This is a genomic window from Rhodoferax sp. RT4P68 (assembly GCF_056521305.1).
In genome coordinates this window covers 39,432-64,774 of the sequence record NZ_JBWMBB010000011.1, presented here as the reverse complement: position 1 = coordinate 64,774, position 25,343 = coordinate 39,432, and the positions used below count along the sequence as shown (strand labels likewise).

Below are 25,343 nucleotides of genomic sequence, written 5' to 3'. Positions count from 1 at the left end.
GTGCGGCGTTCATTCGGCGCTCCAGGGCTTCAGCAGTCCCTGGTCCAGCACACGGATCTGCTCTTCCACCGCGCCCAGCCGGTCGCGGCAAAAACCCAGCAGTTCGGCGCCGCGGCGATAGCCTGCCAGCAGGCCGTCCAGAGGCATCTGCCCGGACTCCATCTGGCCGACGAGCGATTCAAGTTCCTGCAAGGCTGCCTCGTAGCTGGCCGGGACGTTCTGCATGGGGGCAGGAGAAAGTGACGAGGCGGAAGCCTTGGGCATGGGCAGACGTGGCATTCAGATGGCGAAGGGGCGGATTTTAGGCGCTGTCGATTGGGGGCGTCCTTGCAAAGGGAACGGCCATCGTGCGCGGCTACAATCGCCCCTCCCGTTTCCCAGCCAGCGCCCCCGCTTCGAAAGGAGCCGCAGCGGCACAGCCGATTCACCCCTCCCGCGCAAACTCCAGAGCCCCAGCGCCGACGGAACAGGCGCCTACCACCTGCCCCTTCATAGGGGGAGTCTCTAGGTCAGGACGTGCATGTCTGATTTAAGTCTTCAACTGCAGCAGGCCGCAAGCCAACTTCCAGTTTCCAGTTACTTCGACCAGGCGCTGTTCCAGCGCGAAATCGAGACCATCTTCCAGCGCGGGCCCCGCTATGTGGGGCATGAACTCTTGGTGCCCCAGGTGGGCGACTTCCACACCCTGCCGCAGGAGCGCGCGGGCCGTGCCCTGGTGCGCACGCCGAACGGCGTGGAACTGGTGTCCAACGTCTGCCGTCATCGGCAGGCGTTGATCCTGCGCGAGCGCGGTTCACTGCAGCAGACGCAAAGCGGCAGCGCGGGCGGCAACATCGTCTGCCCGCTGCACCGCTGGACTTACAGCGGCGGCAACGGCACGCCGGCCGGCGCCTTGCTGGGCGCGCCGCATTTCGCGCAGGACCCCTGCCTGAACCTGCACAACTACCCGCTGCAGAACTGGAACGGCCTGCTGTTCGAGGGCGCGCAGGCGCACCGCGTCGCGCAGGACCTGGCCCGCTTGGGCCCGCGCGCCGACCTCAACTTTGAGGGCTACGTCTTCGACCGTGTCGAGCTGCATGAGTGCGACTACAACTGGAAGACCTTCATCGAGGTCTATCTGGAGGACTACCACGTCGGACCGTTCCACCCCGGCCTGGGCGGTTTCGTCAGTTGCGACGACCTGCGTTGGGAATTCGGCGACCAGTACTCGGTGCAGACCGTGGGCGTGGCCAACCGCCTGGGCAAGGCCGGCAGCCCGGCCTACCAGCGCTGGCAGCAGGCGCTGATGGGCTACCGCAACGGCAAGCCGCCGCGCCATGGCGCCATCTGGCTGACCTACTACCCCACGGTGATGGTCGAGTGGTACCCGCATGTGCTCACGGTCTCGACGCTGCACCCCATGGGGCCGCAGAAGACACTGAACACGGTGGAGTTCTACTACCCGGAAGAGATCGCCGCGTTCGAGCGCGAGTTCGTCGAATCGCAGCAGGCCGCCTACATGGAGACCTGTGTCGAGGACGACGAGATCGCGCTGCGCATGGACGCCGGGCGCCGGGCGCTGATGGCGCGTGGCGACGACGAGGTCGGCCCCTACCAAAGCCCGATGGAAGACGGTATGCAGCACTTCCACGAGTGGTACCGGCGCCAGGTGCAGCTGGCACCCAGCCCGGCGGCCCGCCCTGCCCTGCCCACCGCGCTGACTCCCGCGCGCTGACGCGCCCGGCCCCTGCCTGCGCGCTGCGCGCGGCCGGCTTCCCAGAGAGGCGGCCGTTCGCGTGCGCCACCCAACCACAAGACCTCGCCCATGCAAAGCCTCTGGATGGTGGCATCCGCGTTCCTGTTCGCCACGATGGGCGTGTGCGTGAAGATCGCATCGAGCTGGTTCACCAGCGCCGAGCTGGTGTTCTGGCGCGGCGTCATCGGCATCGTGTTCCTGGCCGTGCTGGCGCGCCGGCAGGGGGTGCCGCTGGCCACGCGCTACCCCGGCATGCACGCGTGGCGCAGCGTGATCGGCACGTTCTCGCTGGGCGCCTGGTTCTTTGCCATTGCCCACATGCCGCTGGCCACGGCCATGACGCTGAACTACATGAGCAGCATCTGGATCGCGACCTTCCTGATCGGCGGCGCGCTGCTGGCCTGGGTGCCGATGCCGGGGCGTGACGGGCGCGTGCCGTTGCCGCCGCTGCAGGGCGTGCTGGCGCTGACGGTGCTCGCCGGCTTCGTCGGCGTCGTGCTGGTGCTCAAGCCCGACATGAACCAGAGCCAGGGCTTCGCCGGGCTGATGGGCCTGCTGTCGGGCCTGACGGCCGCGTTCGCCTACCTGCAGGTGATCGCGTTGTCGCGCATCGGCGAACCGGAGACGCGCACGGTGTTCTATTTCGCGGTCGGCTCCGCTGTGTTCGGGGGCCTGTGGATGCTGATCGATGGCGTTTCGCCCTGGAACTGGCGCCACGCGCTGTGGCTGCTGCCGGTCGGCGTGTTGGCAGCGCTGGGCCAGCTGTGCATGACGCGGGCCTACGGTCTTGCCCAGTCGCAGGCCGGCACGCTGGTAGTGGCCAACCTGCAGTACTCCGGCATCGTGTTCGCGGCGATCTACAGCGTGCTGCTGTTCGGCGATGCCATCGACGGGGCCGGCTGGGCTGGCATGGCGTTGGTCATCGCCAGCGGCGTGGCGGCCACCGTGCTGCGCCAGCGCGCCGTCCCCAAAGCACCGGCCGAGGAACACTGACGCGCGCGCCGCATCACAATGGCGCGACCGTCTTCCACCCCTCGCCACCATGCCCTACACCACCCTGATCTCCGTGGCCCAGTTGCAAGCCCTGCAGCAAAGCGGCCAGCGCCACATGCTGTTCGATTGCAGCTTCGATCTGATGCAGCCGGCCGCAGGCGCCGCGCAGTATGCGCAGGCCCACATTCCCGGCGCGGTGCATGCGGACCTGGACCGTGACCTCAGCGCCCGCCATGGCGCGCCCGGCGCGGGCGGCATCCTCACGGCGCACGAATCGGACGAGCCGGCCTCCGGTGGACGCCACCCTCTGCCCAACCGCGAAAAGTTCGCCATCTGGTTGTCCAGCGTCGGTTTTGCCAATGACATGCAGGCCATCACGTACGACCGCAGCGGCACCAACTACAGCGGCAGGCTGTGGTGGATGTTGAAGTGGATGGGACACGAGGCCGTCGCCGTACTGGACGGGGGCCTGCAGGCCTGGCAGGCAGCGGGCGGCGAGGTGACCGGCCGGGACGAGCCGAGCCATTTCCAGACGAACTTCGAACTGCGGCCGCCGCTGGCGCGGTTGGTCGATGCGGCCGAGGTGCTGTCGAACATCGGCCGGCCGCAGCAAACCGTGCTGGATGCACGTGCGGCAGCACGCTATCGGGGTGAGACCGAGCCGCTGGACCCGGTGGCCGGCCACATCCCCAGTGCGCTCAACCGGCCCTATGTGGAGAACATCGGGCCGGACGGCCTGTTCAAGAGCGCCGAACAACTGCGTGCCGAGTTCGATGCCCTGTTGGCAGGACGCGATGCCGCCACAGTGGTGCACCACTGCGGCAGCGGTGTCACCGCCACGCCGAATCTGCTCGCCATGGAGATCGCCGGCCTGCCGCGCACTGCGCTGTACGCCGGCAGCTGGAGCGACTGGTGTTCTGACCCAAGCCGCCCCGTGGCGAAGGGCTGAACCCGCGCGTCAGCCCTTGGCGCGCTCGGCGTCGCGCAGCTGCTTGATCTGGTCGTGGTTGCGCTGGGCACCGTCCGCATGGCGCTGCACCACGGCCTTGAGATCGGCGGGCATGGGCATCGTCAACGCCTTGCGGTAGCGGGCCAGTGCCGCATCCTCACCGCGCTCGCACTCCTCCAGCATCGCCAGGTCGCTCAAGGCGCCCACGCTGCCGCGCAGGCTGACCCAGCCACGGTGCAGGGCACCGCTGGCGCTTCCGCCATCGTTGACCTCGCCTCCCAGCTTGGCGATGTGCGCCGCCAGTTCGGTGGCCGCTTGCGCGCAATCGCGTGAGCGCTGCGTCAGCACCTGGGCCAACGAAGCCGTCTTCGTGTGCTCGGCGGATTCGGCAAAGCCCTTCTGGCCATCGCGGCTGGTCTTGAGCAGATCGTCCAGCGTTTCCAGCAGGTCGTCGCGATCGGCGGTGGTGTCGCCTTCCGCGTAGTCCACATCGCCGGACACACGGTCCCACGCCGCACGGGTGGCAGGGCGTGCCTGCTCCCAGCTCAGCGCCGAGCTGCCACGGCGTTGGCCCCAGTCACGGGCCAGTTCTGCTTCCGCCTGTTCGAAGTCGCCCGTGTAGTCGGGGCGTGCTGTCCAGCCATAGGCGTAAGCCGGGCCGTAATCGTCATAGCTGCGACCGGGCTCGACATACGACTCGCGCTCGTACGCACCGCGCCAGTGGGCTTCCTCGGCCGTCGGGTTGATGCCCTCGGCCACCGACTTGCCAGCCAGGCCACCCACCACCGCACCGGCCACCAGGCCGATCGCCGCGCCCACCGGGCCGCCGATCGCACCGATGGCCGCGCCTGCGGCCCCGCCGCTGGCTGCGCCGACGCCGGTGCCGACCGGGTGTGCGCCCGGTGCATTGGTGATCGGGTCGCGGTTCAGATCGCGTTCTTCTGCTGCCATGTCATTGCTCCTTCACGTCTGGTACGTGCTGTGTTGAACGACCCTTGCGGGACTGGCATGCATCGTGGCCCGGCTGTGGCCGAACACCCGTCGTCCGCGCGGAAGAGGCGGTGTAGGAACAAGCGCCCAGCCCGGGGCGGATCGCTCGGCGCACAACAAAAAGCCGCCCTGGGGCGGCTCGTTGGCGTGTGCAGCGCAGAGCGTCAGGCCACGCCGTGCGTCTTGAACCAGGCCAGCGCGCGCTTCCAGCCGTCTTCGGCGGGCCCCTGCCGGAAGCTCGGCCGGTAATCGGCATGGAAGGCATGCGGCGCATCGGGATAGACCACGAACTCCGAGGCCTTGGCAGCGGCGTTGCCGGTCGCCAGCGCCGCCTTCATCTTCTCGACCGTGTCCAGCGGAATGCCGGTGTCGGCTGCGCCATACAGGCCCAGCACGGGGCCATTGAGCCGGGCCGCCACATCCACCGGGTGGCGCGGCGTCAGCTCGGAAGCGTTGCCCACCAGGCGGCCGTACCAGGCCACGCCGGCCTTCACGCTCGGGCTGTGCGCGCTGTACAGCCAGGTGATGCGGCCACCCCAGCAAAAGCCGGTGATGCCGACCTTGGACACATCGCCACCGTTGGCACCGGCCCATTTCACCGCCGCATCCAGGTCGGCCATGACCTGCGCATCCGGCACCTTGCTGACCAGTTCGGCCTGCAGCTTGGCGATCTCGCTGTACTGCGTGGGGTCGCCCTGGCGGGCGTACAGCGACGGCGCGATGGCCAGATAGCCGGCCTTGGCGAAGCGGCGCGCCGTGTCGGCGATGTACTCGTGCACGCCGAAGATCTCCTGGATCACCAGCACCACCGGCAAGCCGGTCTTGCCGGCCGGCGCCGCGCGGTACGCCGGCACCTTGAAGCCATTGACCTCGAAGCTGACTTCGCCCGCCGTGAGCCCCTCGGCAGAGGTCTTCACGGCCGTCTGCGCCATGATGGGCAAGGTCGAGGCGGCGTAGCCCACGCCCAGCGCGGCCTTCAGCGCGGTGCGGCGCGAGGCACCCTGTTCGGTGCTGCGTCCGGGCAGCAAGGAATCGAAATCGGCCTTCAGATCGTCATGCAGCATGCGGGCTCCTGGAATGGTGGAAGGTTGACATATGGAGACCCGTCGCCATTGGTTCCGTGCAGCGGGCCGCGCGGGACGATACCGCAGGCGCATGGCCTGCGTGCGGCAGGGATTTCAGTGCGCCTGGTCCCAGTTCGCGCCGACGCCGACCTCGGCCAGCAGTGGCACCTTGAGCTGCGCCACGCCGGCCATCAGCCGGGGCACCTCGGTGCGCAGCCAGCCCTCTTCGTCCTCGGGCAGCTCGAACACCAGTTCGTCGTGCACCTGCATCACGATGCGGGTCGACTTGCCCGCGCGGTCCAGCTCGGCTTGCACGGCGATCATGGCCAGCTTGATCAGATCGGCCGCCGTCCCCTGCATGGGCGCGTTGATCGCCTGGCGCTCGGCGCCAGCGCGGCGCGGGCCGCTGCCGCCCAGGATCTCGGGCAGCACGATGCGCCGGCCGAACAGCGTTTCCACATAGCCCAGCTCGCCCGCCTTCTTGCGCGTCTCGTCCATGTAGCGCTTGACGCCGGCGAAGCGGTCGAAGTAGCGGTCGATGTAGACCTTCGCGGCCTTCTGGTCGATGCCCAGGTTGCTGGCCAGGCCGAACGCACCCATGCCGTAGATCAGGCCGAAGTTGATGACCTTGGCATAGCGGCGCTGCTCGCTGCTGACCTCGTCCACCGCCACGCCGAACACTTCGGAGGCAGTGGCGCGGTGCACGTCGCGGCCCTCGGCGAAGGCGCTCAGCAGCCCCGGGTCTTCGCTGATGTGGGCCATGATGCGCAACTCGATCTGCGAGTAGTCGGCGCTGGCGATCAGATGCCCGGGCGGCGCAATGAAGGCCTCGCGCACGCGCCGGCCCTCGGGCGTGCGGATCGGGATGTTCTGCAGGTTGGGCTCGTTGCTGGACAGCCGGCCCGTCACGGCCACGGCTTGCGCGTAGTTGGTGTGCACGCGGCCGGTGATGGGGTTGACCATCAGCGGCAGCTTGTCGGTGTAAGTGCTTTTGAGCTTGGCCAGGCCCCGGTGCTCCAGCAGCCGCGCCGGCAGCGGGTAGTCGGCGGCCAGCTTTTCCAGCACCTCTTCGTCGGTGGACGGGGCGCCGGTGGCGGTCTTCTTCTGCACCGGGATGCCCAGCTTGGTGAACAGAATTTCGCCGATCTGCTTGGGGCTGCCCATGTTGAAGGGCTGGCCGGCCAGCTCGTAGGCCTGATGCTCCAGCGCGATCATGCGTTCGGCCAGCGTCTGGCTCTGCTTGTGCAACGCGACCGCGTCGACCAGCACGCCATGGCGCTCGATGCGCTGGAGCAAACCGCTGGTGTGCATCTCGATCTGCTCGTACACATAGCGCCGGCTGGGCGCTGCCGCCGGCTCGGCGTCCAGCTCGGGCCACAGCACGCGGTGCACGTCCAGCACCATCTCGCTGTCTTCGCCGGAATAGGTGGTGGCGGTCTGCACGTCGACCTGCGCAAACGGAATCTGCTTGGCGCCCTTGCCGCAGATGTCTTCGTACGACAGGCCCTTGCGGCCCAGGTGGCGGTCGGCCAGGCTCTCCAGGCTGTGCGGCTTGTGGGCCTCCAGCACATAGCTTTGCAGCAGCGTGTCATGCCGCCAGCCGCGCACGGTGATGCCGTGGTTGGCGAACACATGGCTGTCGTACTTGATGTTCTGGCCCATCTTGCCGGCGGCCTCGTCCTCCAGCCAGGGCCTGAGCTTGGCCAGCACTTCGTCCAACGGCAGCTGGTCGGGCGCATCGGCGTAGTTGTGGGCCAAAGGAATGTAGGCCGCCTCGCGTGCCTGCAGCGCGAACGAGATGCCGACGATGCGGGCACGCATCGGGTCCAGCGAGTCGGTCTCGGTGTCCAGCGCGGCCAGCGGCGCGGCGCGCAGGCGGGCCAGCCAGGCGTCGAACTGCTCCCAGGTGGTAATGGTCTGGTAGTCGCCGCTGGGCGCCACGGGGTCGCAGGCGACGGCGGCGGGCTCGGCGGCGTCGCCCGGGCCTTCGGCGAACAGGTCGTCGGTCGTCGCAGGCGCGGGCTTGGTCGCGGCCATGCGCGCTTGCAGATCGCGGCCCATCGTCTTGAAGCCGTAGCGGTTGTAGAACTCCAGCAGGGCGGCCGGGTCGGGCTCGGCGAACTTCAGCGCCTCGAACGCCGCCTCGCCGGGCCAGCCGGCCACCTGCTCGGCCAGGTCGCAATCGGTGCGGATGGTCACCAGCTGGCGGCCCATCGGCAGCCAGTCCAGCGCCTTGCGCAGGTTGTCGCCGGTCGCGCCCTTGATGTCGGCTGCGGCCGCCATCACGCCATCGAGCGAGCCATGCTCGGTCAGCCATTTCACGGCGGTCTTGGGGCCGACCTTGTCGACGCCGGGCACGTTGTCCACCGTGTCGCCGATCAGCGAGAGGTAGTCGACGATGCGCTCGGGCGGCACGCCAAACTTGGCCAGCACGCCGGCCGGGTCCAGCGTCTCGTTGCTCATGGTGTTGATCAGCGTGACACGCGCGTCGACCAGTTGCGCCATGTCCTTGTCGCCGGTGGAGACCACCACCGTGCCGCCACGCGCGGCCATCGTGCGCGCCAGCGTGCCGATCACGTCGTCGGCCTCGATGCCGGGGATCGAGAGCACCGGCCAGCCCAGCAGACGCACCACTTCGTGGATCGGCGCAATCTGCTGCACCAGCGGCTCGGGCATGGAAGCGCGGTTGGCCTTGTACTGCGGATACCAATCGTCGCGGAAGGTCTTGCCGGGCGCATCGAACACGCAGACCGCGTGCGCCGACGGGAACTGCGCGCGCAGTTTGGTGAGCATGGCCACCATGCCGTGCAGCGCGCCGGTGGGGAATTGATCGGGGCCGCGCAGGTCCGGCAGCGCGTGGTAGGCGCGGTACAGATAGCTGGATCCATCGACCAGCAGCAGAGTGTTCGTGTCGCTCATCGGGGCATTGTGCCTGCCGCTGTACGCTGCAATGCGCCACCTACAATGGCGCCATGCGCGCACTTCTGTTCACCTGTTTCTGCCTGGCGGCGGCCACTTCTGCCTGGTCGCAAGCCCCCGCACCGCTGGTGGGCGACAACGCCGCGCCCCAGGGCCGCGACCAGCGCATCGAGCGCATCATCATCGAAGACCGCGGCGCCCGCATCGAGGAACTGCGCTACGGCGGCCAGCCGCAGAGCATCACCGTGCAACCGCTGAACAGCGCGCTGCCGGCCTACGAGATCGTGCCGCAGAACGGCGCCCGCGCCCGGCCCCAGGGCGAGCGCGACAGCGCTTCGGGCAACGCCGGCCAGCGCGTCTGGAAACTGCTCGGTTTCTAGGCGCATGGCCGTCTTCACCGAAGTCTCGAACGACGACGCCCAAGCCCTGCTGACCCACCTGGGCCTGGGCGCGCTGCAATCGCTGCGCGGCATCGAGGGCGGCATCGAGAACACCAACTACTTCGTCGACAGCGACAGCGGCCAGCACGTGCTGACGCTGTTCGAACGCCTGAGCTTCGAGCAACTGCCCTTCTACCTGCACCTGATGCAGCACCTGGCGCACCACGGCATCCCCGTGCCCGACCCCGCGCCCGACGCGAAGGGCGAAATCCTGCACAAAGTCAACGGCAAGCCCGCGGCGCTGGTGAACCGCCTGCGCGGCCGCAGCGAGCTGGCCCCAGGCGCGGCCCACTGCGCGGCCGTGGGCGCCATGCTGGCCCGCATGCACCTGGCCGGGCGCGACTACCCGCGGCGCCAGCCCAACCTGCGCGGCCTGCGCTGGTGGAACGAAACGGTGCCGGTGGTGCTGCCCTACCTGGAACCAGAGCAGGCGGTGCTGCTGCAAGGCGAGCTGGCCTTGCAGAACCACGTGGCCACATCGTCGGCCTATGCGGCGCTGCCGCGCGGCCCGGTGCACGCCGATCTGTTCCGCGACAACGTAATGTTCGAGCAGAGCCGGCCGGGCGCGCCCGAGCTGACGGGCTTCTTCGACTTCTACTTCGCGGGCGTGGACACCTGGCTGTTCGACCTCGCCGTCTGCCTGAACGACTGGTGCATCGATCTGCCCACCGGCCGGCCCGACGCCGAGCGCACGGCCGCCTTCGTCGATGCCTACGTGGCGGTGCGCCCGCTGATCGCGCAGGAACGCCAGCTGTTGCCCGCCATGCTGCGTGCCGGCGCGCTGCGCTTTTGGATCTCGCGGCTGTGGGACTACCACCTGCCGCGCGAGGCCGCCATGCTGACTCCCCACGACCCCGGCCACTTCGAACGGGTGCTGCGCGCGCGCGCCTGCCCCGCCGTGCCCGCGTTCGCCTGAAACCCCTGCCCGCCCGCGCATTGCGCGCACCACCGACATGAAGCTCAACATCGTTCCCGCCCGCACCGGCATCCAATGGGTGCGCGACGGCGTGAAGACGTTCTTTCGCCAGCCGCTCGCGCTGATCGGCCTGTTCTTCATGTACATGGCGCTGATGCTCGTCGCCTCGCAGATCCCGGTGATCGGCGTGCTGCTGGCCGGCGTGCTGGTGCCAGCCACCACGCTCGGCCTGATGGCGGCCACGCAAGAGGCCAGCAGCGGCAAGTTCCCCATGCCGACGGTGCTGATCAGCGCCTTTCGCGCCGGCCGCCAGCGCCTGAACGCGATGCTGGTGCTGGGCGTGATCTACACCGTGCTGTCCCTGCTGGCCTCCACCGTCGTCTCCGCGCTGGTGCCCGCACCGCCACCACCGGCTGCCGGAGACGCCCCGCAGCTGAGCAGCGCGCTGGCGCTGACGCTGCTGTTGCACCTGCCGCTGTTCCTGATGTTCTGGCATGCGCCGGCGCTGGTGCACTGGCATGGCGTGCCGCCGGTCAAAAGCCTGTTCTTCAGCGTCGTGGCCTGCATGCGCAACGCCGGCGCGTTCATCGTCTACGGCCTGGCCTGGGCCGCGCTGGTGACGGCGCTGGCCATGGTGGTGGCGGTGTTCGCCTCGGTGGCGGGCAGCGCGCAGATGGCCAGCGTGATCATGATGCCGTTCGCCTTTTTGATGGCCGCGATGATGTCCACCTCGGTCTACTTCACCTTCCGCGACAGCTTCGTCGCCGACACGCCTGCCGAGGACGCGCCAACGGCGCCACCTGCCCTGCCCTGACCGACCAGCGGTCGGCCTTGGCCTTGGGCTTGGCCTGCACCGCGCGACCAAGGGCGCAGTCGTGGCGCCCGCCACCCGCCGCTCAGGCGCTCAGGCGCTCAGGCGCTCAGGCGCTCAGGCGCTCAGCCAGACTGCCCCAGCAGCCGCTGCAGCCGCTCACGCAGCGGCGACGGCGCCGCCGGCGCACGGCCGGTGATGGCGCTGGCCGCCAGCGCGCGCTGCGTGCCCTCCTGCAGGTCGATCTGGCGCACCACGCGACCCTCCTCATAGAGAAAACAGGTCTGCGCCAGCGCCAGCACATCGTCCACATCGTGCGTGATCATCACCACCGGAATGCCGGCCTGGCGGCACACACGCCCCAGTTCACCGCGCAACTCCTCGCGCAGCATCGGATTCAGTGCAGCGAAGGGTTCGTCCAGCAGCAGCAGTTGCGGTTGGCAGGCCATCGCACGTGCAAGCGCCACACGCTGCTGCTGGCCGCCCGACAGGTTGGCCGGCCGGCTGTGCGCCATGGCCGACAGGCCGAAGCTTTCGAGCAGCGCATCGACCTGCGCGCCTTGCGCCGCCGAGAGCCGGCGCTGCCACCATGACGTCAGCCCGAAGCCCACGTTCTCGCGCACCGACAGATGCGGGAACAGCGCGTAGTGCTGGAACAGATAGCCGACCCGCCGTGCTGCGGGTGGCACCTGCACGCGCGCAGCGGCGTCGAACAGCGTGCGACCACCGACGCGAACATGGCCCGCGTCGGGGTGCAACAACCCCGCCATGGCCTGCAGCGTCAACGACTTGCCCGAGCCAGAAGGGCCATACAGCGCAACGAAGGCTGCATCGGTTGCGAACTCGGCTGCCAGATCGAAGCGGCGCGGGCCGTCGCTGACCGACAGGCGCACCGCCACATCGATGCGGGCCGCCGTCACGGCTGCGCGCCCTGGTGAGCCGCACAGTGACGCGCCCTCACCGCCATGCCAGCACGCGGTTGGACAGCACCAGCACGGTGATCGACATCGCGCTGGTGACCAGCACCAGCAGCAGGGCCAGGTCGTCCTGACCGGCCTGGCTGGCGTCGTAGATGGCCATCGACAGCGTCTGCGTCTGCTGCGGGATGGAGCCGGCCACCATCAGCGACGCGCCAAACTCGCCCATCGCCCGCGCGAACGCGAGCAAGCTGCCGGCCAGGATGCCCGGCCAGGCCAACGGCAGCGTCACGCGCAGGAACACCGACAGCGGCGACTGGCGCAGCGTGCTGGCGGCGGCCTCCAATGACCGATCGACCTGCGCAAACGCCGCCGTGGCCGACTTGAACACCAGCGGAAACGCCACCACGGCCGATGCCACGACGGCACCGTGCCAACTGAAGATGATGGTGTAGTCGAAGTGCTCGCGCAGCCAGGCGCCCAGCGGGCTGCGCCGCCCGGCCAGCACGAGGATGCCGTAGCCGACCACGGTGGGCGGCAGCACCATCGGCAACATCAGCGCCGCCTCCCACACAGAACGGCCGGGAAAGCGCTTGCGCGCGAACAGCCAGCCGAGCGCGACACCGATGGTCAATGCCGCCAGTGTGGCCCACGCCGCAACCTTCAAAGACAGCGCCAACGGCGACCAGTCCATCGAGGTGAGCAAGGGGTGCGCAGTGTCCATGCGAATACAGCGCGGGATTCTGGCACAGGCGCCGTGCGGCGCTGCGCCTAGGTTCGCTGTTCAGTGCGCCAGCAGGCGGTGCAGCGCGGCCAGATCATCCGCAGCCGCCACACGCGCGGCGTTTTCCACCGACCGGTAGCGCGTGATCAATTCCCGGCCCACGGCCGTCAGGGCCGTGCCGCCGCCATGGGCGCCGCCTGCTGCCGTGTTGACGGCGGGAGCCGCGAGTCCACGGTTCATCTCGTCGATCAGCACCCAGGCACGCCGGTAAGACATGCCCATCTGGCGCGCCGCCGCCGAGATCGAACCCGTCTCTGCCACCGCCTCCAGCAATGCCACCTTGCCGGGGCCGATGGCGATGCTGTCATCCCGGTAGATGCGCATGCGGAACTGCACTTTGGACTTCATGCGGCAATTGTGCCGCTGGCCTCAGCGGTGCGCAGCCCGCCCTCACCACATGCCGGGGCCCCGGTACGGGGCCTGTGCGTCAGCGGCCCAGGCGGCCGAACAGCCAGCCGACGGCCAACGCCAGTGCCACGGCTTGCAACGGCTGGGCACGCACATGCTCGCGTACGCTTTCCATCGCGTCGTGGGGCAGCTCACGCGCCCGGCGGGTCTGCGCATCGACCCGTGCGGCGGCGCTGTGCACGCCACTGGCCACGCGATCGATCGTCTCGTGGGCCGTGGCGGATGCACGCTCAACTGCACCCTTCACCGGATCGGTCACCCGGTCGACGGTGCTATGCAGGGTGTCGCCGACCTGGTGGACACCGCGCGACACGCTGCCGTCCGGACGTGGACTCGTGGATGGGTTTGAGGCTGCGTCGTACATGGGTCTGCTCCTGAGTGTGTGATTCGAGGCCCGGCGCCAGATCATGAAAGCGCCGTTGCTTGGAGCTTAAGCACCGGCCCTCGGACGCGATGTCGGAACGCAGCCGCATGTTTGTAGGACACGGACTGCATGTCGTATCAGCCAAGCACCCGGGTTCAAGAATCGGGCTCTTGCACGTTCTAGCATCCTGCGCAATACGACAAAACCATGACAGCCCATCCCCCATACCGTGGCACTTTGACCGTCTTGATCGCCGTCGATCTGATCTTGATCGGCTTGCACATTGCCATGCCCTGGGTAGCCGCCCTGCAGGCCGATCGGCGCTTTTCCATCGAGACCGACCGCGGCTTCAGTGAAGTGTTTCAGGCACTGAAGTGGGCGTCGATCTGCGCCCTCCTGCTGGTCAGCGGCGTGCGCATGCGGTATTGGGGCTATGCCGCGTGGGCGCTGCTGTTCGCCTATCTGCTGATCGACGACTGGCGCAGCGTGCACGAGCGCTGGGGCCTGGCGCTGTCGCGCGCCTGGACCTTGCCGACGCCGCCGTTCATTCGTGCAGCGGATCTGGGCGAGTTGCTGGTCTCCGCAGGTGCGGCGGCTGCGCTGCTGCCTGGCATCGCACTGGGCTGGTGGCGCGGCACACCGGCATTCCGCCAGACTTGCGCCGACATGGTCAGCCTGCTGTTGCTGCTCGTGGCGTTCGGCATCGGCGTGGACATGCTGCACGTGGCCGTGATGCACCTGCCCGGCCCCAGGGAGGCGCTGGCCGTGGTCGAGGACGGCGGCGAACTGCTGGTGGCCAGTGCCATCGTGGCCTACTGCGTGGCGCTGGTCCACCGCAATGGGCCGCCGGGCTACGGCGCGTGGGGCGCCCAAGCCACGGCGCTTGTGGCGCGATGGCGTGGCGGGATGACCGGGCACAGGGCCTACTGAAGCGGGGGCATCCCAGGCGTCGGCACCTGCGGGCGTGACCAGGGCCTGCGTTGGCGCTCAACGCTCTGCCAAAAAGTCCTTCACCATCCGGTTGAAGCGCTCCGCATGCTCCCACTGCGCCCAGTGGCCGCAGCGGCTGAACACATGCATCTGCGCGTCCTGCAGGCCCCAGACCAGGCGCAGGCCCACGTCCATCGGCACGAAGCGGTCGTCGCGGCCCCAGATCACCAGCGTGGGCGCGGCGATCTCGCCCAGGCGGTGGCCGTAGTCGGGGAACTGCTTGGGGTTGGCCGCGCTGCTCTTGACGAAGTTGTCCAGGTGCGCGCGCTGGTTCAGCATGTTGTCCAGGCGTGCCTGGTACAGCGCGTCGGTCAGGCTGCTGGTGTCATAGACGAACACGGCCATCATGCGCTTGAGGTTCTCGATGGTCGGGTCGCGGTACAGCGCGCCGATCAGCTTGATGCCCTCGGTCGGCATGGGCACGAACTGGCTGGGGCCACCCGTGCCGCCGCCCATCAGCACCAACTTGCCGACGCGCTGGGGGTTCTTCAGCGCAAAAGCCACGGCGCTGTGGCCGCCCATGGAGTTGCCGATCAGGTGCGCGCGCTCGATCTTCAGATGGTCCAGCAGCGCGGCCAGCGTGTCGGCGTTGAGGTCCGAACGCGAGCCGGTGTTGACGATCGTGTCGCTCTTGCTCCAGCCCGGGCAGTCCATCAGCACCACGCGGTAGCCGGCATCGACCAGCGGCTCCACATTGCGGTTGAAGTTGGCCCAGCCGCTGGCGCCGGGGCCCGAGCCGTGCAGCATGACGACGGTCTCGGCCCCCTGGCCCGCGTCGTTGTAGTGGATGCGCAGCTTCAGCTCGCCGACCTGCAGGTTGGCGAAGTGGCTGGTGGATTCCTCGGTGAGGGCGGTGGTGGTGTTCATGATGTCTCTCTGTGTTGCAGTGTGGCGTGTCGGTCACATCCGGACCCAGGGTGCCAGCGGACGCCGCGGAACTGGCTCTGCTAGGCCGCGGGCGGCGTCCCTGGAGGGGAATGGAATGGCTACACGCAGTGCGCCATTCAAACGGGGTGGTTCAGGTTACGCGGCTTCGCTCATGGTGGGGATGGCGGGAGCGCGTGCGTGTTCTTGGGCCTTCAACAGGTCCAGCGCCACATCGACAATCATGTCTTCCTGGCCGCCAACCATGCGGCGCTTGCCCAGCTCGACCAGGATGTCCACGGCCTTGAGCCCGTACTTCTTGGCGGCCACTTCCGAGTGCCGCAGGAAGCTGGAATACACGCCCGCATAACCCAGCGCCAGGGTCTCGCGGTCCACGCGCACCGGGCGGTCTTGCAGGGGCCGCACGATGTCGTCGGCCGCGTCCATCAGCTTGTACAGATCGGTGCCATGGTTCCAGCCCATGCGCTCGGCTGCGGCGATGAACACCTCCAGCGGCGCATTGCCGGCCCCCGCGCCCATGCCGGCCAGGCTGGCGTCGATGCGGTCGCAACCCTCTTCCACCGCGACGAGGGAGTTGGCCACGCCCAGGCTCAGGTTGTGGTGGGCGTGCATGCCGGTCAGCGTCTCGGGCTTGAGCACATCCTTGAACGCGCGGAAGCGGTCGCGCACGTCGTTCATGCTCAGCGCGCCGCCGGAGTCCACCACATAGCACACGGTGGCGCCGTAGCTTTCCATCAGCTTGGCCTGCTGGGCCAGGCCCTGCGGCGTCTGCATGTGGCTCATCATTAGAAAGCCCACGGCCTCCATGCCCAGGTGCCGCGCGTATTCGATGTGCTGGCGTGCGACGTCGGCCTCGGTGCAGTGCGTGGCCACGCGCACGATGCGGGCGCCGGCGTCATACGCGGCCTTCAGGTCGTGCACGGTGCCGATGCCGGGCAGCAGCAGCGTGGCGATCTTGGCGTGCTTGACCACGCTGGCCACCGCCTCGATCCACTCCACATCGGTGTGCGCGCCGAAGCCATAGTTGAAGCTGCCGCCCTGCAGGCCGTCGCCATGGGCGACCTCGATGGAATCGACCTTGGCGTCGTCCAGGGCCTTGGCGATCTGTTTCGCTTGCGCCACGCTGTACTGGTGGCGAATCGCGTGGCTGCCATCACGCAGCGTCACGTCGGAGATGTAGATCTTCTTGCCATTCATGGTGTGTTCTCCTTCAGGCGGCCACGGCCGCTTGCAGCATGCGCGCGGCCATGCGCTCGGCCGTGCGCAGGCCGGCGCTGGTCATGATGTCCAGGTTGCCGGCATAGGCCGGCAGGTAGTGGGCTGCGCCCTCGACCTCCAGAAAGATGGAGGTCTTGAGCCCGCTCAAGCGATCGCCCACGCCGGGGATGCGGATCGGCCGGTCGGCCTCGATGCGGTCGAACTGCACGCGCTGCTTGAGCCGGTAGCCCGGCACATAGGACTGCACGTCGGCCGCCATGCGCGCCACCGATTCCTCGATCCTCAAAGGGTCGACGAACTCGGACAGCGTGTAGACCGTGTCGCGCATGATCAGCGGCGGCTCGGCCGGGTTCAGCACGATGATGGCCTTGCCCTTGGCCGCACGGCCCACCACCTCGATGGCCTTGGACGTCGTCTCGGTGAACTCGTCGATGTTGGCGCGCGTGCCGGGGCCGGCGCTCTTGCTGGAGATCGAGGCCACGATCTCGCCGTACAGCACTTTGGCCACGCGCGAGACGGCTGCCACCATGGGGATGGTGGCCTGGCCGCCGCAGGTGACCATGTTCACGTTCAGCGCGTCCAGGTGCGCATCGCCGTTGACCACCGGGATGCAATAGGGGCCGATGGCCGCCGGCGTCAGGTCGACCATGCGGATGCCGGGCTTCAGGCTGCGCAGGAAGGCATCGTTCTGCACGTGGGCCGATGCGCTGGTGGCGTCGAACACGAAGTCGATGTCGTCGAACACGGGCAACCGGGTCAGCCCCAGGACGCCCTCGTGCGTCGTGGCCACGCCCATGCGGGCGGCGCGGGCCAGGCCGTCGGAGGCCGGGTCGATGCCGACCATGGCGCCCATCTCGATGTGCTGGCCGTGGCGCAGGATCTTGATCATCAAGTCCGTGCCGATGTTGCCGCTGCCGATGATGGCAGCCTTGAGTTTGCGGGTCATATCAGTGCTCCAGAAGTTGGGCGTCATGTGCCGCCCAACGGGGGTTTCATGTCAATCGACGGTGGCGCCGCTGGACTTGACCAGCGGTGTCCAGCGAGCCACTTCGGACTGCAGGAAACGGCCGAAGCCTCGGGGCTGGACGGGAAGGGCTGCATGCCCTGGTCGGCAAAGCGCTTGAGCACTTCGGCATCGCCCAGCGCCTTCAGGAACGCCTCGTTCAGCTTGGCCACCACGGGCGCGGGCGTGCCGGCCTTGGCCACTGCGCCGAACCACACGCCGGCGTCCACGCCCTTGATGCCCAGTTCGTCCAGCGTGGGCACGTCGGGCAGCTGCGGCGAGCGCTTCGCGGCGGCGATCGCCAGGGGCTTGAGCTTCTTGCCCGCGATCAGCGGCGCGGTGGTGATGACCGGGTCGAACATCATGTCGACCTGGCCCGACATCACGTCCTGCAGCGCCGGGGCCGAGCCCTTGTAGCCGATGTGGGCGTATTCGCCGCCCGCCTTGCTGCGGAACAGCTCGCCCAGCAGGTGGCCGATGGAGCCGATGCCCTGCGACGCGAAGCTGAGGCCGCCCTTGCGCGTCTTGGCCTGTTGCACCAGCTCCTGCACGCTGTTGATCGGGCTGTTGGACGGCACCACCAGCACCAGCGGCGAGGCGATCAGCGAGGACACGGGCGTGAAGTCCTTGATCGGGTCGTAGGAGAACTTGCGGTACAGGTTCTGGTTGATGGCGAACATCTCGGTGGCGGCGATGAAGACCGCGTGGCCGTCGGCCGGAGCGTTCCTGACGGCGGCCGCGGCGATCTGGCCGCCACCGCCGGGTTTGTTGTCGACGATGACGGGCTTGCCCAGCGTGTCGGCCATCTTCTGCGCCATCACGCGCGAGATCTGGTCGGTGATGCCACCAGCTGGGAAGGGCACGACGAGGGTGACGGTGCGTTGCGGGAAGTCCTGGGCCAGGGCCAGGGTGGGCAGTGCGGCCAGGGCCAGCGTGGCGAGGGTGAAGCGGCGATTGATCATTTTTAGGTCTCCAGGAAGCGGTGCGAAAAAGGGGATGGGAAGGAAATGCAGGGAGCCGGTCAGCGACCGAACTGGACGTGGACACTGCCGAGGCCGCCGATGTGGGCCTCGAAGCGGTCGCCGGGCTCGGCTGCGACCATCGGCCCCAAAGCGCCGGTCAGCACCAGGTCGCCGGCCTTGAGCGGCTGGCCCAGGCTGGCCAGCTTGCGGGCCAGCCAGACGGCAGCGTTCAGCGGGTGGCCCAGGCAGGCCGCGCCATTGCCTTGCGAGACGACCTCGCCACGGCGCTCCATGCGCATCGAGCAGGTCTTGAGGTCCAGGCCGTCGAGCTTGACGGGTACGCCGCCCACCACCACCAGGCCGCTGGAAGCGTTGTCGGCCACGGTGTCGATGAAGCGGATGTTCCAGTTGGCGATGCGGCTGCCGACGATCTCGACGGCTGGCAGCGCGTAGGCGGTGGCGTTGATGACGTCGACCAGCGTGGTGTCGACGCGGTCCAGGTCATGCGCCAGCACCAGCGCCACCTCGGCCTCGACCTTGGGCTGCAGCGTGCGCGACCAGGGCAACGGCTCGTCGTCGCCGTAGACCATGTCGGCGAACAGCGTGCCGAAGTCCGGCTGGTCCACGCCCAGCTGTTGCTGCACGGACAGCGAGGTCAGCCCGATCTTGCGGCCGACGATGCGCCGGCCCTGGGTCAGGGCGTGGCGCACGTTGGCCAGTTGCACGCGGTAGGCTGTCTCGCCATCGGGGATCTCGTCGCGCAGCGGGGCGATGGGGGTTCCGCTGTGCTCGGCTTCGCGCAGGCGGGTGGCCCACTGCTCGATGTGTTGTTCGGTACTCATGTCGTCGTCTCCTCAGGTGGTGTGCAAAAACAGGACTCCGTAGCCGGCGATCAGCGCCGGAATGGTCTGGTAGTGGTACAGCGGGCACGGCAGCGCGCTGCCTTCGGGCAGCGCGGCGCGCGCCACCAGCCAGGTCTTGGACTCGTGGGCCGACAGGCCGGCGGCGTGCTCGATGGAGTCCTCGCTGCCCTGCACCAGCGCGTCCAGTTCGCCGTGCGCCAGCGCGTCCATCCAGCGCCGGTCCCAGTCCGGGTTCAGCGGCTTCATGCTGGCGTCGCCGCGCGCCAGCGCCATGCCGGCGGCCTTGACGCGCTCGGTCTTGGCGTCGCGTTCGTCCTGCGTCGGCGTCTTCTTGACGGTGATGCGCTCGCGCACGGCCGCATCCGGGTGGGCCATGGTGGGCACCGGTGGCTCGTGCGACAGGCCGCCCGAACCGATCACCAGCGTGCGCTGGGGCAGCGTGTCCAGAAAGCGGCCCAGCTCGCGGCCGAGGTGCCGGCAGCGCCGCAGCCGGGGGATGCCCGGTTGCGCCACGGCGTTCAGGAAGATCGGCAGCACCGGCGGTGTGTCGAGGCCGCCCCAGATGAACTGCAGCGCCTGGGCAAAGCCGTGGTCCACCTCCATGCGGCGCGACAGCGCCACGTCGAAGTCGTGGTCCATCAGCCAGGCGGCCAGGCCCAGCGCGGCGGCCTCGTCCACGTTCAGCGCGCCGGCCGGCGTGAGGTAGTCCCCCACGGCCGTGCACTGGCTGCCGATGCAGAACGGCGGCATCAGCTCGTTGAAGAAGCCGTTGTAGTGGTCCGGGCCGACCAGCACGATCAGCTCGGGGTCGAACTTCAGCACCTCGTCGCGGGCGCGGGCGATGCCCTGCTGCAGCTCGGCTTCGACCGCCGCATCCAGCGGGTTCAGGCCCAGCAGCGGTGAGTGGGACATGCCCAGGAAGGCTCGGGTCGGCGTCTGGCCCACGTCATGCCTCCAGCGGGGCGGCGAGCAGTGCCGCCAGCTTGGCCGTGGTCGCATCGATCTCGTGCGGCGAAGTCATCGCGGCGACGAAGCGGTCGGGCCGCACGATCACGATCGAGCCGTTCTGGCCGGTGAACCAGTCCTTGATGCGGCCCTGCGTGTCGCCCAGCGTGGTGACACCGGGGCCGGCTTCGTCCGGATGCGCCATCTGCACCAGCGGCTTGACCTTGATGAAGCGCGTGCCCATGCGTTCCCAGAAAGCGCGCACGGCCGGGCTCATGCCATAGGTGGGGTCGGTGCCCCAGGCGATGACGGCGAAGTTGAAGCCGATGGTCTCGTCCAGGCGCACGGCGTTGCCGTCGGCCTGCGTCACGCGCGGCTGGATGAACATGCGGCCGACCGGCGTCTTGAGCGGTGCCTCCAGGCCGTTGATCAAGCGGCCGAAGAGCGACTCTTTCTTCTCGGCCATCAGGCCGACCAGGCGGCCCAGCGGGGTGTCGCCGGAGCGGTCGAGCAGGCCGCCGAAGGCCGTGCGCGCCTCCGACCGATCGGGCAGCACCACCACGCCCTTCTCGTAGCGCGGCATGGGCTTGAAGCGCATCTCGGTGAAGTAGGCCTTGACGGGAGGCACCGCGTTCAGCGCCAGCATCAGCCGGTCGCGGATCTTGGCGGCGGTGACGCTCTCGGGCGCGAAGATGTCGCCGGCCACTTCGGACAGGTGGATCATCGAACGCGCATGGGCGCGGCGCTCGTCGGTGTAGCTGTCCAGCATCGCGTCGCCGCACTTGCCTTGCGCCACCAGGGCCAGCTTCCAGGCCAGGTTGCTGGCGTCGCGCATGCCGCTGTTGTAGCCCTGGCCCTGCCACACCGGCATGATGTGCGCGGCGTCGCCAGCCAGCAGCACGCGGCCCACGCGGAAGGTGCTGGCCAGGCGCGCGTTGTGGGTGTAGACGCGCTTGCGGATGTAGTCCAGCTTGTCGGGGTGCGGCACCACCTTGGCCATCAGCTTGGCCATGTTTTCGGGCTTGGACAGTTCTTCCTCGGTCTCGCCCGGCATCACCATGAACTCGAAGCGGCGGATGCCGTGCGGCAGCGCGCCGGACACATAGGGGCGAGCGGGGTCGCAGCACATGTCGATGTGCGGCGTGCCGAGCGGGTCGTTGCGCACGTCCACCACGATCCACTGGTTGGGCTTGGTGCGGCCCTCGAAGGCCACACCCATCGCGCGCCGCACAAAGCTGTTGCCACCATCTGCCGCCACCACGTAGCGGGCGCGCACCTGGCTCTCGGCACCGGCTTCGGTCTTGAACGTCATGGAGACACCGCCCGCATCCTGCGCAATGGCGGTCAGCTCCTGGCCGAGCCGGGCCTCGACATGCGGGAAGCGCTGCAGCCCCTCGTACAGGATGGCGTCGACCTGCGGCTGGATGAAGGCATTGCGGCGCGACCAGCCGAACTCGTCGGTGCGCGGCTCGATGCTGGCAAAGCAGCGCCCGTCGGCCGTGAGGAAGCGCATCCAGTGGTCGGGCGTGATGTGGGCCTGCACCAGGTCCGTGAGGCCGATGGCCTGCAGCGTGCGCAGCGATTCGTCGTCGATGCCGATGGCGCGCGGGTAGTCGATGATCTGCGGCAGCCGCTCGACCACCAGCGCCTTGACGCCGGCCAGGCCGAGGGTGTTGGCGATGGTCAGCCCGACGGGGCCGGCGCCGATGATGACGACGTCCGCGTCGTGGCCTGTGTGTTGCTGTGTTGTGGAAGCCATGTTGTCTCCGTTGGGTCTGTGGTGGGGCGTCAGCGCTCTGACAGGGACGAATTCTGTTGACGCTGCTCCATGTGGTAAACACTGTGCACCTGGTGCACGGACGCCCCAGGGTTAACCCCAGTGAAGCGAGCGCCCATGCACTCCCGCGACCTATCGGAATCCCCGCCCTACAAGGAGGTGCGCGGCCTGACGCGCGGGCTGGATGTGCTGCGCGCGCTGAACCGGCTGCCCGGCGGCATCGGCTCGACCAGTGAGCTGGCGCGGCTGTGCGCGCTCGACCGCACCACCACCAAGCGCCTGCTGGAGACGCTGCGCCATCAGGGCCTGGTGCGGCCCGGCGACCGCGATGGCCAGTACAACCTGACCTTCGAGGTGCGCAGCCTGAGCGAGGGCTTCGAGGACGAAGCCTGGGTCGGCAAGGTCGCCACGCCGACCATGCAGGCGGCCGCGCGCGAACTGATGTGGCCCTGCGACCTGGCGACAGCCGAGGCCGGGTTCATGGTGGTGCGCGAGTCCACGCACCGCTGGAGCGCGCTGTCACAGCACCGCGCCATGATCGGCGAGCGGCTGCCGATGCTGGTCACCGCGATCGGCCGCGCCTACCTGGGTGCCTGCGATGAAGTCGAGCGCGAAGGGTTGCTGGAGCTGATGCGCCTGCGGACCGACTGGATCGGCGAGCAGGCGCGCGACCAGGCCATGGTCGACCGGCTGCTGCGCGAGACGCAGCGGCGCGGCTATTCGCTGAACGAGGGCGAGTGGCGACGCGAGGCCGACTTTGCCGCCATTGCGGTGCCGGTGTTCGCCGGCCCGCGCCTGCTGGCGGCGCTGAACATGGTGTTCCCCAAGTCGGCGATCCGGCCGCGCGAACTGCGCGAGCGCTACCTGCCCGCCCTGCAGCGGCTGGCCGAGACCATCGGAAAGGAAAGCCGGCGCTGGGTCGAAGCGTAGGTCGGGTTCCCGGCCCCCCGTTGCGCCCGGTGCCTGGGCCGGCGGCCGGGCGGGTGAATCAGGGTACCGGCGTCAGCTTGGCCACCGCCAGCGCCAGCCACTTGACGCCGTGGCGCGGAAAGTCGATCTGCGCACGCGCATCGGCGCCCGCGCCTTCCAGCAGCCTGACCGTGCCCTCGCCGAACTTCGTGTGGAACACCTTCATGCCGACGCGCACCCCATGCGCCGGCTCGGCCTTGCGCGGGGGCAGCGGCGCGGCCGTGGGGAAGTTGCCGGCCTCGATGCCGAACGGCCCGGGCCGCCCGGCGCCACGCTGCGCGTTCCAGCCCGAACCGAAGCCGCCCTGGCGTGGCGTGATCCATTTGAGCGCGCCCTCCGGCAGCTCTTCGAAAAACCGGCTGCGCACGTTGAAGCGCGTCTGCCCGTGCAGCATGCGCGTCTGCGAAAAGCTCAGGTACAGCCGCTTGCGCGCGCGGGTGATCGCCACATACATCAGCCGGCGCTCTTCCTCCAGGCCGTCGCGGTCGGTCATGCTGTTCTCGTGCGGGAACAGGCCCTCCTCCATGCCGCCGATGAACACGCAGTCGAACTCCAGCCCCTTGGCCGAGTGCACGGTCATCAGCTGCACGGCGTCCTGCCCGGCCTTGGCCTGGTTGTCGCCCGCCTCCAGCGCGGCGTGGGTCAGGAATGCGGCCAGTGGCGACAGCGTCTCGCCGGTGTCGGCCACGATGCCGCCGATGGTCTCGCCGGTCTCTGCGGCCGGCCGTGACGGGTCCAGGCCCTGGCTGGCCGGCGACTGCGACAGGCCCGCGCCGTGCTCATCGATGGGCAGCGCCACGGCATCGCGGCCGAAGCCCTCCTGCGTGACGAAGCTCTCCGCCGCGTTGACCAGCTCCTCCAGGTTTTCCACACGGTCTTCGCCTTCGCGGTCGGCCTTGTAGTGCGCGATGAGGCCGCTGGCCTCCAGCATCTGTTCGATGATCTCGCGCAGGGTGAGGCCCTGGGTCTGCTCGCGCAGCACGTCGATGCGGGCGACGAAGGCGCCCAGGTTGCTGCCGGCCTTGCCGGTCATGGCGCTGACGGCGTCGTGCAGCGAACAGCCGGCGCTGCGCGCTGCATCCTGCAGCTGCTCGATGCTGCGCGCGCCAATGCCGCGCGGCGGGAAGTTCACCACGCGCAGGAAGCTGGTGTCGTCGTTCGGGTTCTCCAGCAGCCGCAGGTACGACAGCGCATGCTTGACCTCGGCCCGCTCGAAGAAGCGCAGCCCGCCATAGACGCGGTAGGGCACGCCGGCATTGAACAGCGCGGTCTCGATCACGCGGCTCTGCGCATTGCTGCGGTAGAGCACGGCGATCTCTTTCCTCTCGGTGTCGTCGCGCACCAGCTGGCGGATCTCCTCCACCATCCACTGCGCCTCGGCGAAGTCGCTGGTCTGCTCGACCACGCGCACTGGCTCGCCCGGGCCCTGGTCCGTGCGCAGGTTCTTGCCCAGGCGCTTGCTGTTGTGCCCGATCAGCGCGTTGGCCGAATCGAGGATGTTGCTGAAGCTGCGGTAGTTCTGCTCCAGCTTGATCTGGTGCTCGACGCCGAACTCGCGCACGAAGTCGGCCATGTTGCCCACGCGCGCGCCGCGAAAGGCGTAGATGCTCTGGTCGTCGTCGCCCACGGCCAGCACGCTGCCGGCATGGGGCTCGCGGCCGGCATCCACTTCGCTCTTGCCGGCCAGCATCTTGATCCACGCGTACTGCAGCGTGTTGGTGTCCTGGAACTCGTCGATCATCAGGTGGCGAAAGCGCCGCTGGTAGTGCTCGCGCACCGGATCGTTGTCACGCAGCAGCTCATAGCTGCGCAGCATCAGCTCGCCGAAGTCGACCACGCCCTCGCGCTGGCACTGCTCTTCGTAGAGCTGGTAGAGCTCGATCTTCTTGCGGGTTTCTTCATCGCGCGCGCTGAGATTGTGCGGGCGCAGGCCCTCTTCCTTGTTGCCGCTGATGTACCACTGGGTCTGCTTGGCGGGAAAGCGCTCGTCGTCCACGTTGAACTGCTTCATCAGCCGCTTGATGGCCGAGAGCTGGTCCTGCGTGTCCAGGATCTGAAAGCTCTGCGGCAGGTTGGCCAGCTTGTAGTGCGCGCGCAGGAAGCGGTTGCACAGGCCATGGAAGGTGCCGATCCACATGCCGCGCACATTGACCGGCAGCATGGCGGACAGCCGGGTCATCATCTCCTTGGCGGCCTTGTTGGTGAAGGTCACGGCCAGGATGCCGCCGGGCGCCACCTGCCCGGTGGACAGCAGCCAGGCGATGCGGGTGGTCAGCACGCGCGTCTTGCCCGAACCTGCGCCGGCCAGGATCAGCGCGTGCGCGTCGGGCAGCGTGACGGCGGCCAGTTGTTCGGGGTTGAGCTGGCGCAGCAGCGGCGAAGCGCCGTCGGCCGGGGGAAAGAGAGAAGGCATTCGCCATTGTAGGAAGCGGCCCCGGCCC

The 25,343-nt window shown here is 68.6% G+C and carries 24 protein-coding genes; 8 read left to right on the top strand and 16 right to left on the bottom strand.

Going from position 1 to position 25,343, the window contains the following annotated elements; all coding sequences use genetic code 11:
- Window positions 1–9 precede the first annotated feature (9 nt).
- Window positions 10–264 carry an exodeoxyribonuclease VII small subunit gene (locus AC099J_RS22015; RefSeq protein ID WP_479617592.1) on the bottom strand — a complete coding sequence of 85 codons (255 nt, stop codon included), beginning with the start codon at window positions 262–264 and terminating at the stop codon, window positions 10–12.
- Between the two features lie 256 nt (window positions 265–520).
- Between AC099J_RS22015 and AC099J_RS22010 the strand changes: the two genes are divergently transcribed.
- The 3 genes from AC099J_RS22010 to AC099J_RS22000 all read left to right on the top strand — a co-directional run bounded on the left by AC099J_RS22010 (window position 521) and on the right by AC099J_RS22000 (window position 3,677).
- Entirely contained in the window at window positions 521–1,714 is a 1,194-nt protein-coding gene (locus AC099J_RS22010; RefSeq protein WP_479617429.1) for an aromatic ring-hydroxylating oxygenase subunit alpha, read from the top strand.
- A gap of 90 nt (window positions 1,715–1,804) precedes the next feature.
- On the top strand, window positions 1,805–2,728 hold the full coding sequence (locus tag AC099J_RS22005) for a DMT family transporter (protein ID WP_479617428.1): 924 nt from the start codon (window positions 1,805–1,807) through the stop codon (window positions 2,726–2,728).
- A 49-nt stretch (window positions 2,729–2,777) separates the two neighbouring features.
- Complete coding sequence (locus AC099J_RS22000; protein ID WP_479617427.1) at window positions 2,778–3,677, top strand: sulfurtransferase; 900 nt, start codon at window positions 2,778–2,780, stop codon at window positions 3,675–3,677.
- Window positions 3,678–3,686: 9 nt separating this feature from the next.
- Here the strand turns inward: AC099J_RS22000 and AC099J_RS21995 are convergent, their stop codons facing one another.
- From AC099J_RS21995 to polA, 3 genes are all read right to left on the bottom strand, one after another.
- Window positions 3,687–4,628, bottom strand: a complete 942-nt coding sequence (locus AC099J_RS21995) for a ferritin-like domain-containing protein (RefSeq protein ID WP_479617426.1) — start codon at window positions 4,626–4,628, stop codon at window positions 3,687–3,689.
- A gap of 203 nt (window positions 4,629–4,831) precedes the next feature.
- Complete coding sequence (locus tag AC099J_RS21990; RefSeq protein WP_479617425.1) at window positions 4,832–5,731, bottom strand: dienelactone hydrolase family protein; 900 nt, start codon at window positions 5,729–5,731, stop codon at window positions 4,832–4,834.
- A gap of 114 nt (window positions 5,732–5,845) precedes the next feature.
- A complete protein-coding gene (gene polA, locus AC099J_RS21985) occupies window positions 5,846–8,650 on the bottom strand; it encodes a DNA polymerase I (RefSeq protein WP_479617424.1) in 2,805 nt (934 codons plus the stop codon).
- A gap of 53 nt (window positions 8,651–8,703) precedes the next feature.
- Between polA and AC099J_RS21980 the strand changes: the two genes are divergently transcribed.
- The 3 genes from AC099J_RS21980 to AC099J_RS21970 are packed head-to-tail and all read left to right on the top strand — an operon-like array spanning window position 8,704 to window position 10,820.
- Complete coding sequence (locus tag AC099J_RS21980) at window positions 8,704–9,030, top strand: hypothetical protein (RefSeq protein WP_479617423.1); 327 nt, start codon at window positions 8,704–8,706, stop codon at window positions 9,028–9,030.
- 4 nt (window positions 9,031–9,034) lie between these two features.
- Window positions 9,035–10,006: a homoserine kinase gene (locus AC099J_RS21975; protein ID WP_479617422.1), complete on the top strand. Its 972-nt coding sequence runs from the start codon at window positions 9,035–9,037 to the stop codon at window positions 10,004–10,006.
- 37 nt (window positions 10,007–10,043) lie between these two features.
- Window positions 10,044–10,820 (top strand): BPSS1780 family membrane protein, encoded by a 777-nt coding sequence (locus AC099J_RS21970; protein ID WP_479617421.1) that lies wholly within the window; start codon window positions 10,044–10,046, stop codon window positions 10,818–10,820.
- A 122-nt stretch (window positions 10,821–10,942) separates the two neighbouring features.
- On the opposite strand, the gene AC099J_RS21965 is transcribed toward AC099J_RS21970, so the two are convergent.
- The 4 genes from AC099J_RS21965 to AC099J_RS21950 form a co-directional block, all read right to left on the bottom strand.
- Window positions 10,943–11,737 carry an ABC transporter ATP-binding protein gene (locus AC099J_RS21965; RefSeq protein WP_479617420.1) on the bottom strand — a complete coding sequence of 265 codons (795 nt, stop codon included), beginning with the start codon at window positions 11,735–11,737 and terminating at the stop codon, window positions 10,943–10,945.
- 37 nt (window positions 11,738–11,774) lie between these two features.
- On the bottom strand, window positions 11,775–12,458 hold the full coding sequence (modB, locus tag AC099J_RS21960; RefSeq protein WP_479617419.1) for a molybdate ABC transporter permease subunit: 684 nt from the start codon (window positions 12,456–12,458) through the stop codon (window positions 11,775–11,777).
- A 60-nt stretch (window positions 12,459–12,518) separates the two neighbouring features.
- Window positions 12,519–12,866, bottom strand: a complete 348-nt coding sequence (locus AC099J_RS21955) for a winged helix-turn-helix domain-containing protein (protein WP_479617418.1) — start codon at window positions 12,864–12,866, stop codon at window positions 12,519–12,521.
- Between the two features lie 79 nt (window positions 12,867–12,945).
- A complete protein-coding gene (locus tag AC099J_RS21950; protein ID WP_479617417.1) occupies window positions 12,946–13,290 on the bottom strand; it encodes an ElaB/YgaM/YqjD family protein in 345 nt (114 codons plus the stop codon).
- Window positions 13,291–13,497: 207 nt separating this feature from the next.
- Between AC099J_RS21950 and AC099J_RS21945 the strand changes: the two genes are divergently transcribed.
- Complete coding sequence (locus AC099J_RS21945; protein WP_479617416.1) at window positions 13,498–14,220, top strand: hypothetical protein; 723 nt, start codon at window positions 13,498–13,500, stop codon at window positions 14,218–14,220.
- 57 nt (window positions 14,221–14,277) lie between these two features.
- Here AC099J_RS21945 and AC099J_RS21940 read toward each other — a convergent pair whose 3' ends face one another.
- The 7 genes from AC099J_RS21940 to mhpA form a co-directional block, all read right to left on the bottom strand.
- The gene (locus tag AC099J_RS21940) at window positions 14,278–15,147 is read right to left on the bottom strand and encodes an alpha/beta fold hydrolase (RefSeq protein WP_479617415.1); all 870 of its coding nucleotides are present in this window, start codon (window positions 15,145–15,147) and stop codon (window positions 14,278–14,280) included.
- 156 nt (window positions 15,148–15,303) lie between these two features.
- Window positions 15,304–16,362, bottom strand: a complete 1,059-nt coding sequence (gene dmpG, locus AC099J_RS21935) for a 4-hydroxy-2-oxovalerate aldolase (protein ID WP_479617414.1) — start codon at window positions 16,360–16,362, stop codon at window positions 15,304–15,306.
- Between the two features lie 13 nt (window positions 16,363–16,375).
- Entirely contained in the window at window positions 16,376–17,329 is a 954-nt protein-coding gene (locus AC099J_RS21930) for an acetaldehyde dehydrogenase (acetylating) (protein ID WP_479617413.1), read from the bottom strand.
- Window positions 17,330–17,352: 23 nt separating this feature from the next.
- Window positions 17,353–18,348 (bottom strand): Bug family tripartite tricarboxylate transporter substrate binding protein, encoded by a 996-nt coding sequence (locus tag AC099J_RS21925; RefSeq protein WP_479617412.1) that lies wholly within the window; start codon window positions 18,346–18,348, stop codon window positions 17,353–17,355.
- A 59-nt stretch (window positions 18,349–18,407) separates the two neighbouring features.
- The gene (mhpD, locus tag AC099J_RS21920) at window positions 18,408–19,190 is read right to left on the bottom strand and encodes a 2-keto-4-pentenoate hydratase (protein ID WP_479617411.1); all 783 of its coding nucleotides are present in this window, start codon (window positions 19,188–19,190) and stop codon (window positions 18,408–18,410) included.
- Between the two features lie 12 nt (window positions 19,191–19,202).
- Window positions 19,203–20,123 carry a 3-carboxyethylcatechol 2,3-dioxygenase gene (locus AC099J_RS21915; RefSeq protein ID WP_479617410.1) on the bottom strand — a complete coding sequence of 307 codons (921 nt, stop codon included), beginning with the start codon at window positions 20,121–20,123 and terminating at the stop codon, window positions 19,203–19,205.
- Between the two features lie 34 nt (window positions 20,124–20,157).
- Window positions 20,158–21,915, bottom strand: a complete 1,758-nt coding sequence (mhpA, locus tag AC099J_RS21910; protein ID WP_479617409.1) for a bifunctional 3-(3-hydroxy-phenyl)propionate/3-hydroxycinnamic acid hydroxylase MhpA — start codon at window positions 21,913–21,915, stop codon at window positions 20,158–20,160.
- 135 nt (window positions 21,916–22,050) lie between these two features.
- Between mhpA and AC099J_RS21905 the strand changes: the two genes are divergently transcribed.
- Window positions 22,051–22,863, top strand: coding sequence for a DNA-binding transcriptional regulator (locus tag AC099J_RS21905; RefSeq protein ID WP_479617408.1), 813 nt, complete (start codon window positions 22,051–22,053; stop codon window positions 22,861–22,863).
- A 58-nt stretch (window positions 22,864–22,921) separates the two neighbouring features.
- On the opposite strand, the gene AC099J_RS21900 is transcribed toward AC099J_RS21905, so the two are convergent.
- Window positions 22,922–25,315, bottom strand: coding sequence for a UvrD-helicase domain-containing protein (locus AC099J_RS21900; protein ID WP_479617407.1), 2,394 nt, complete (start codon window positions 25,313–25,315; stop codon window positions 22,922–22,924).
- Window positions 25,316–25,343: the final 28 nt, after the last annotated feature.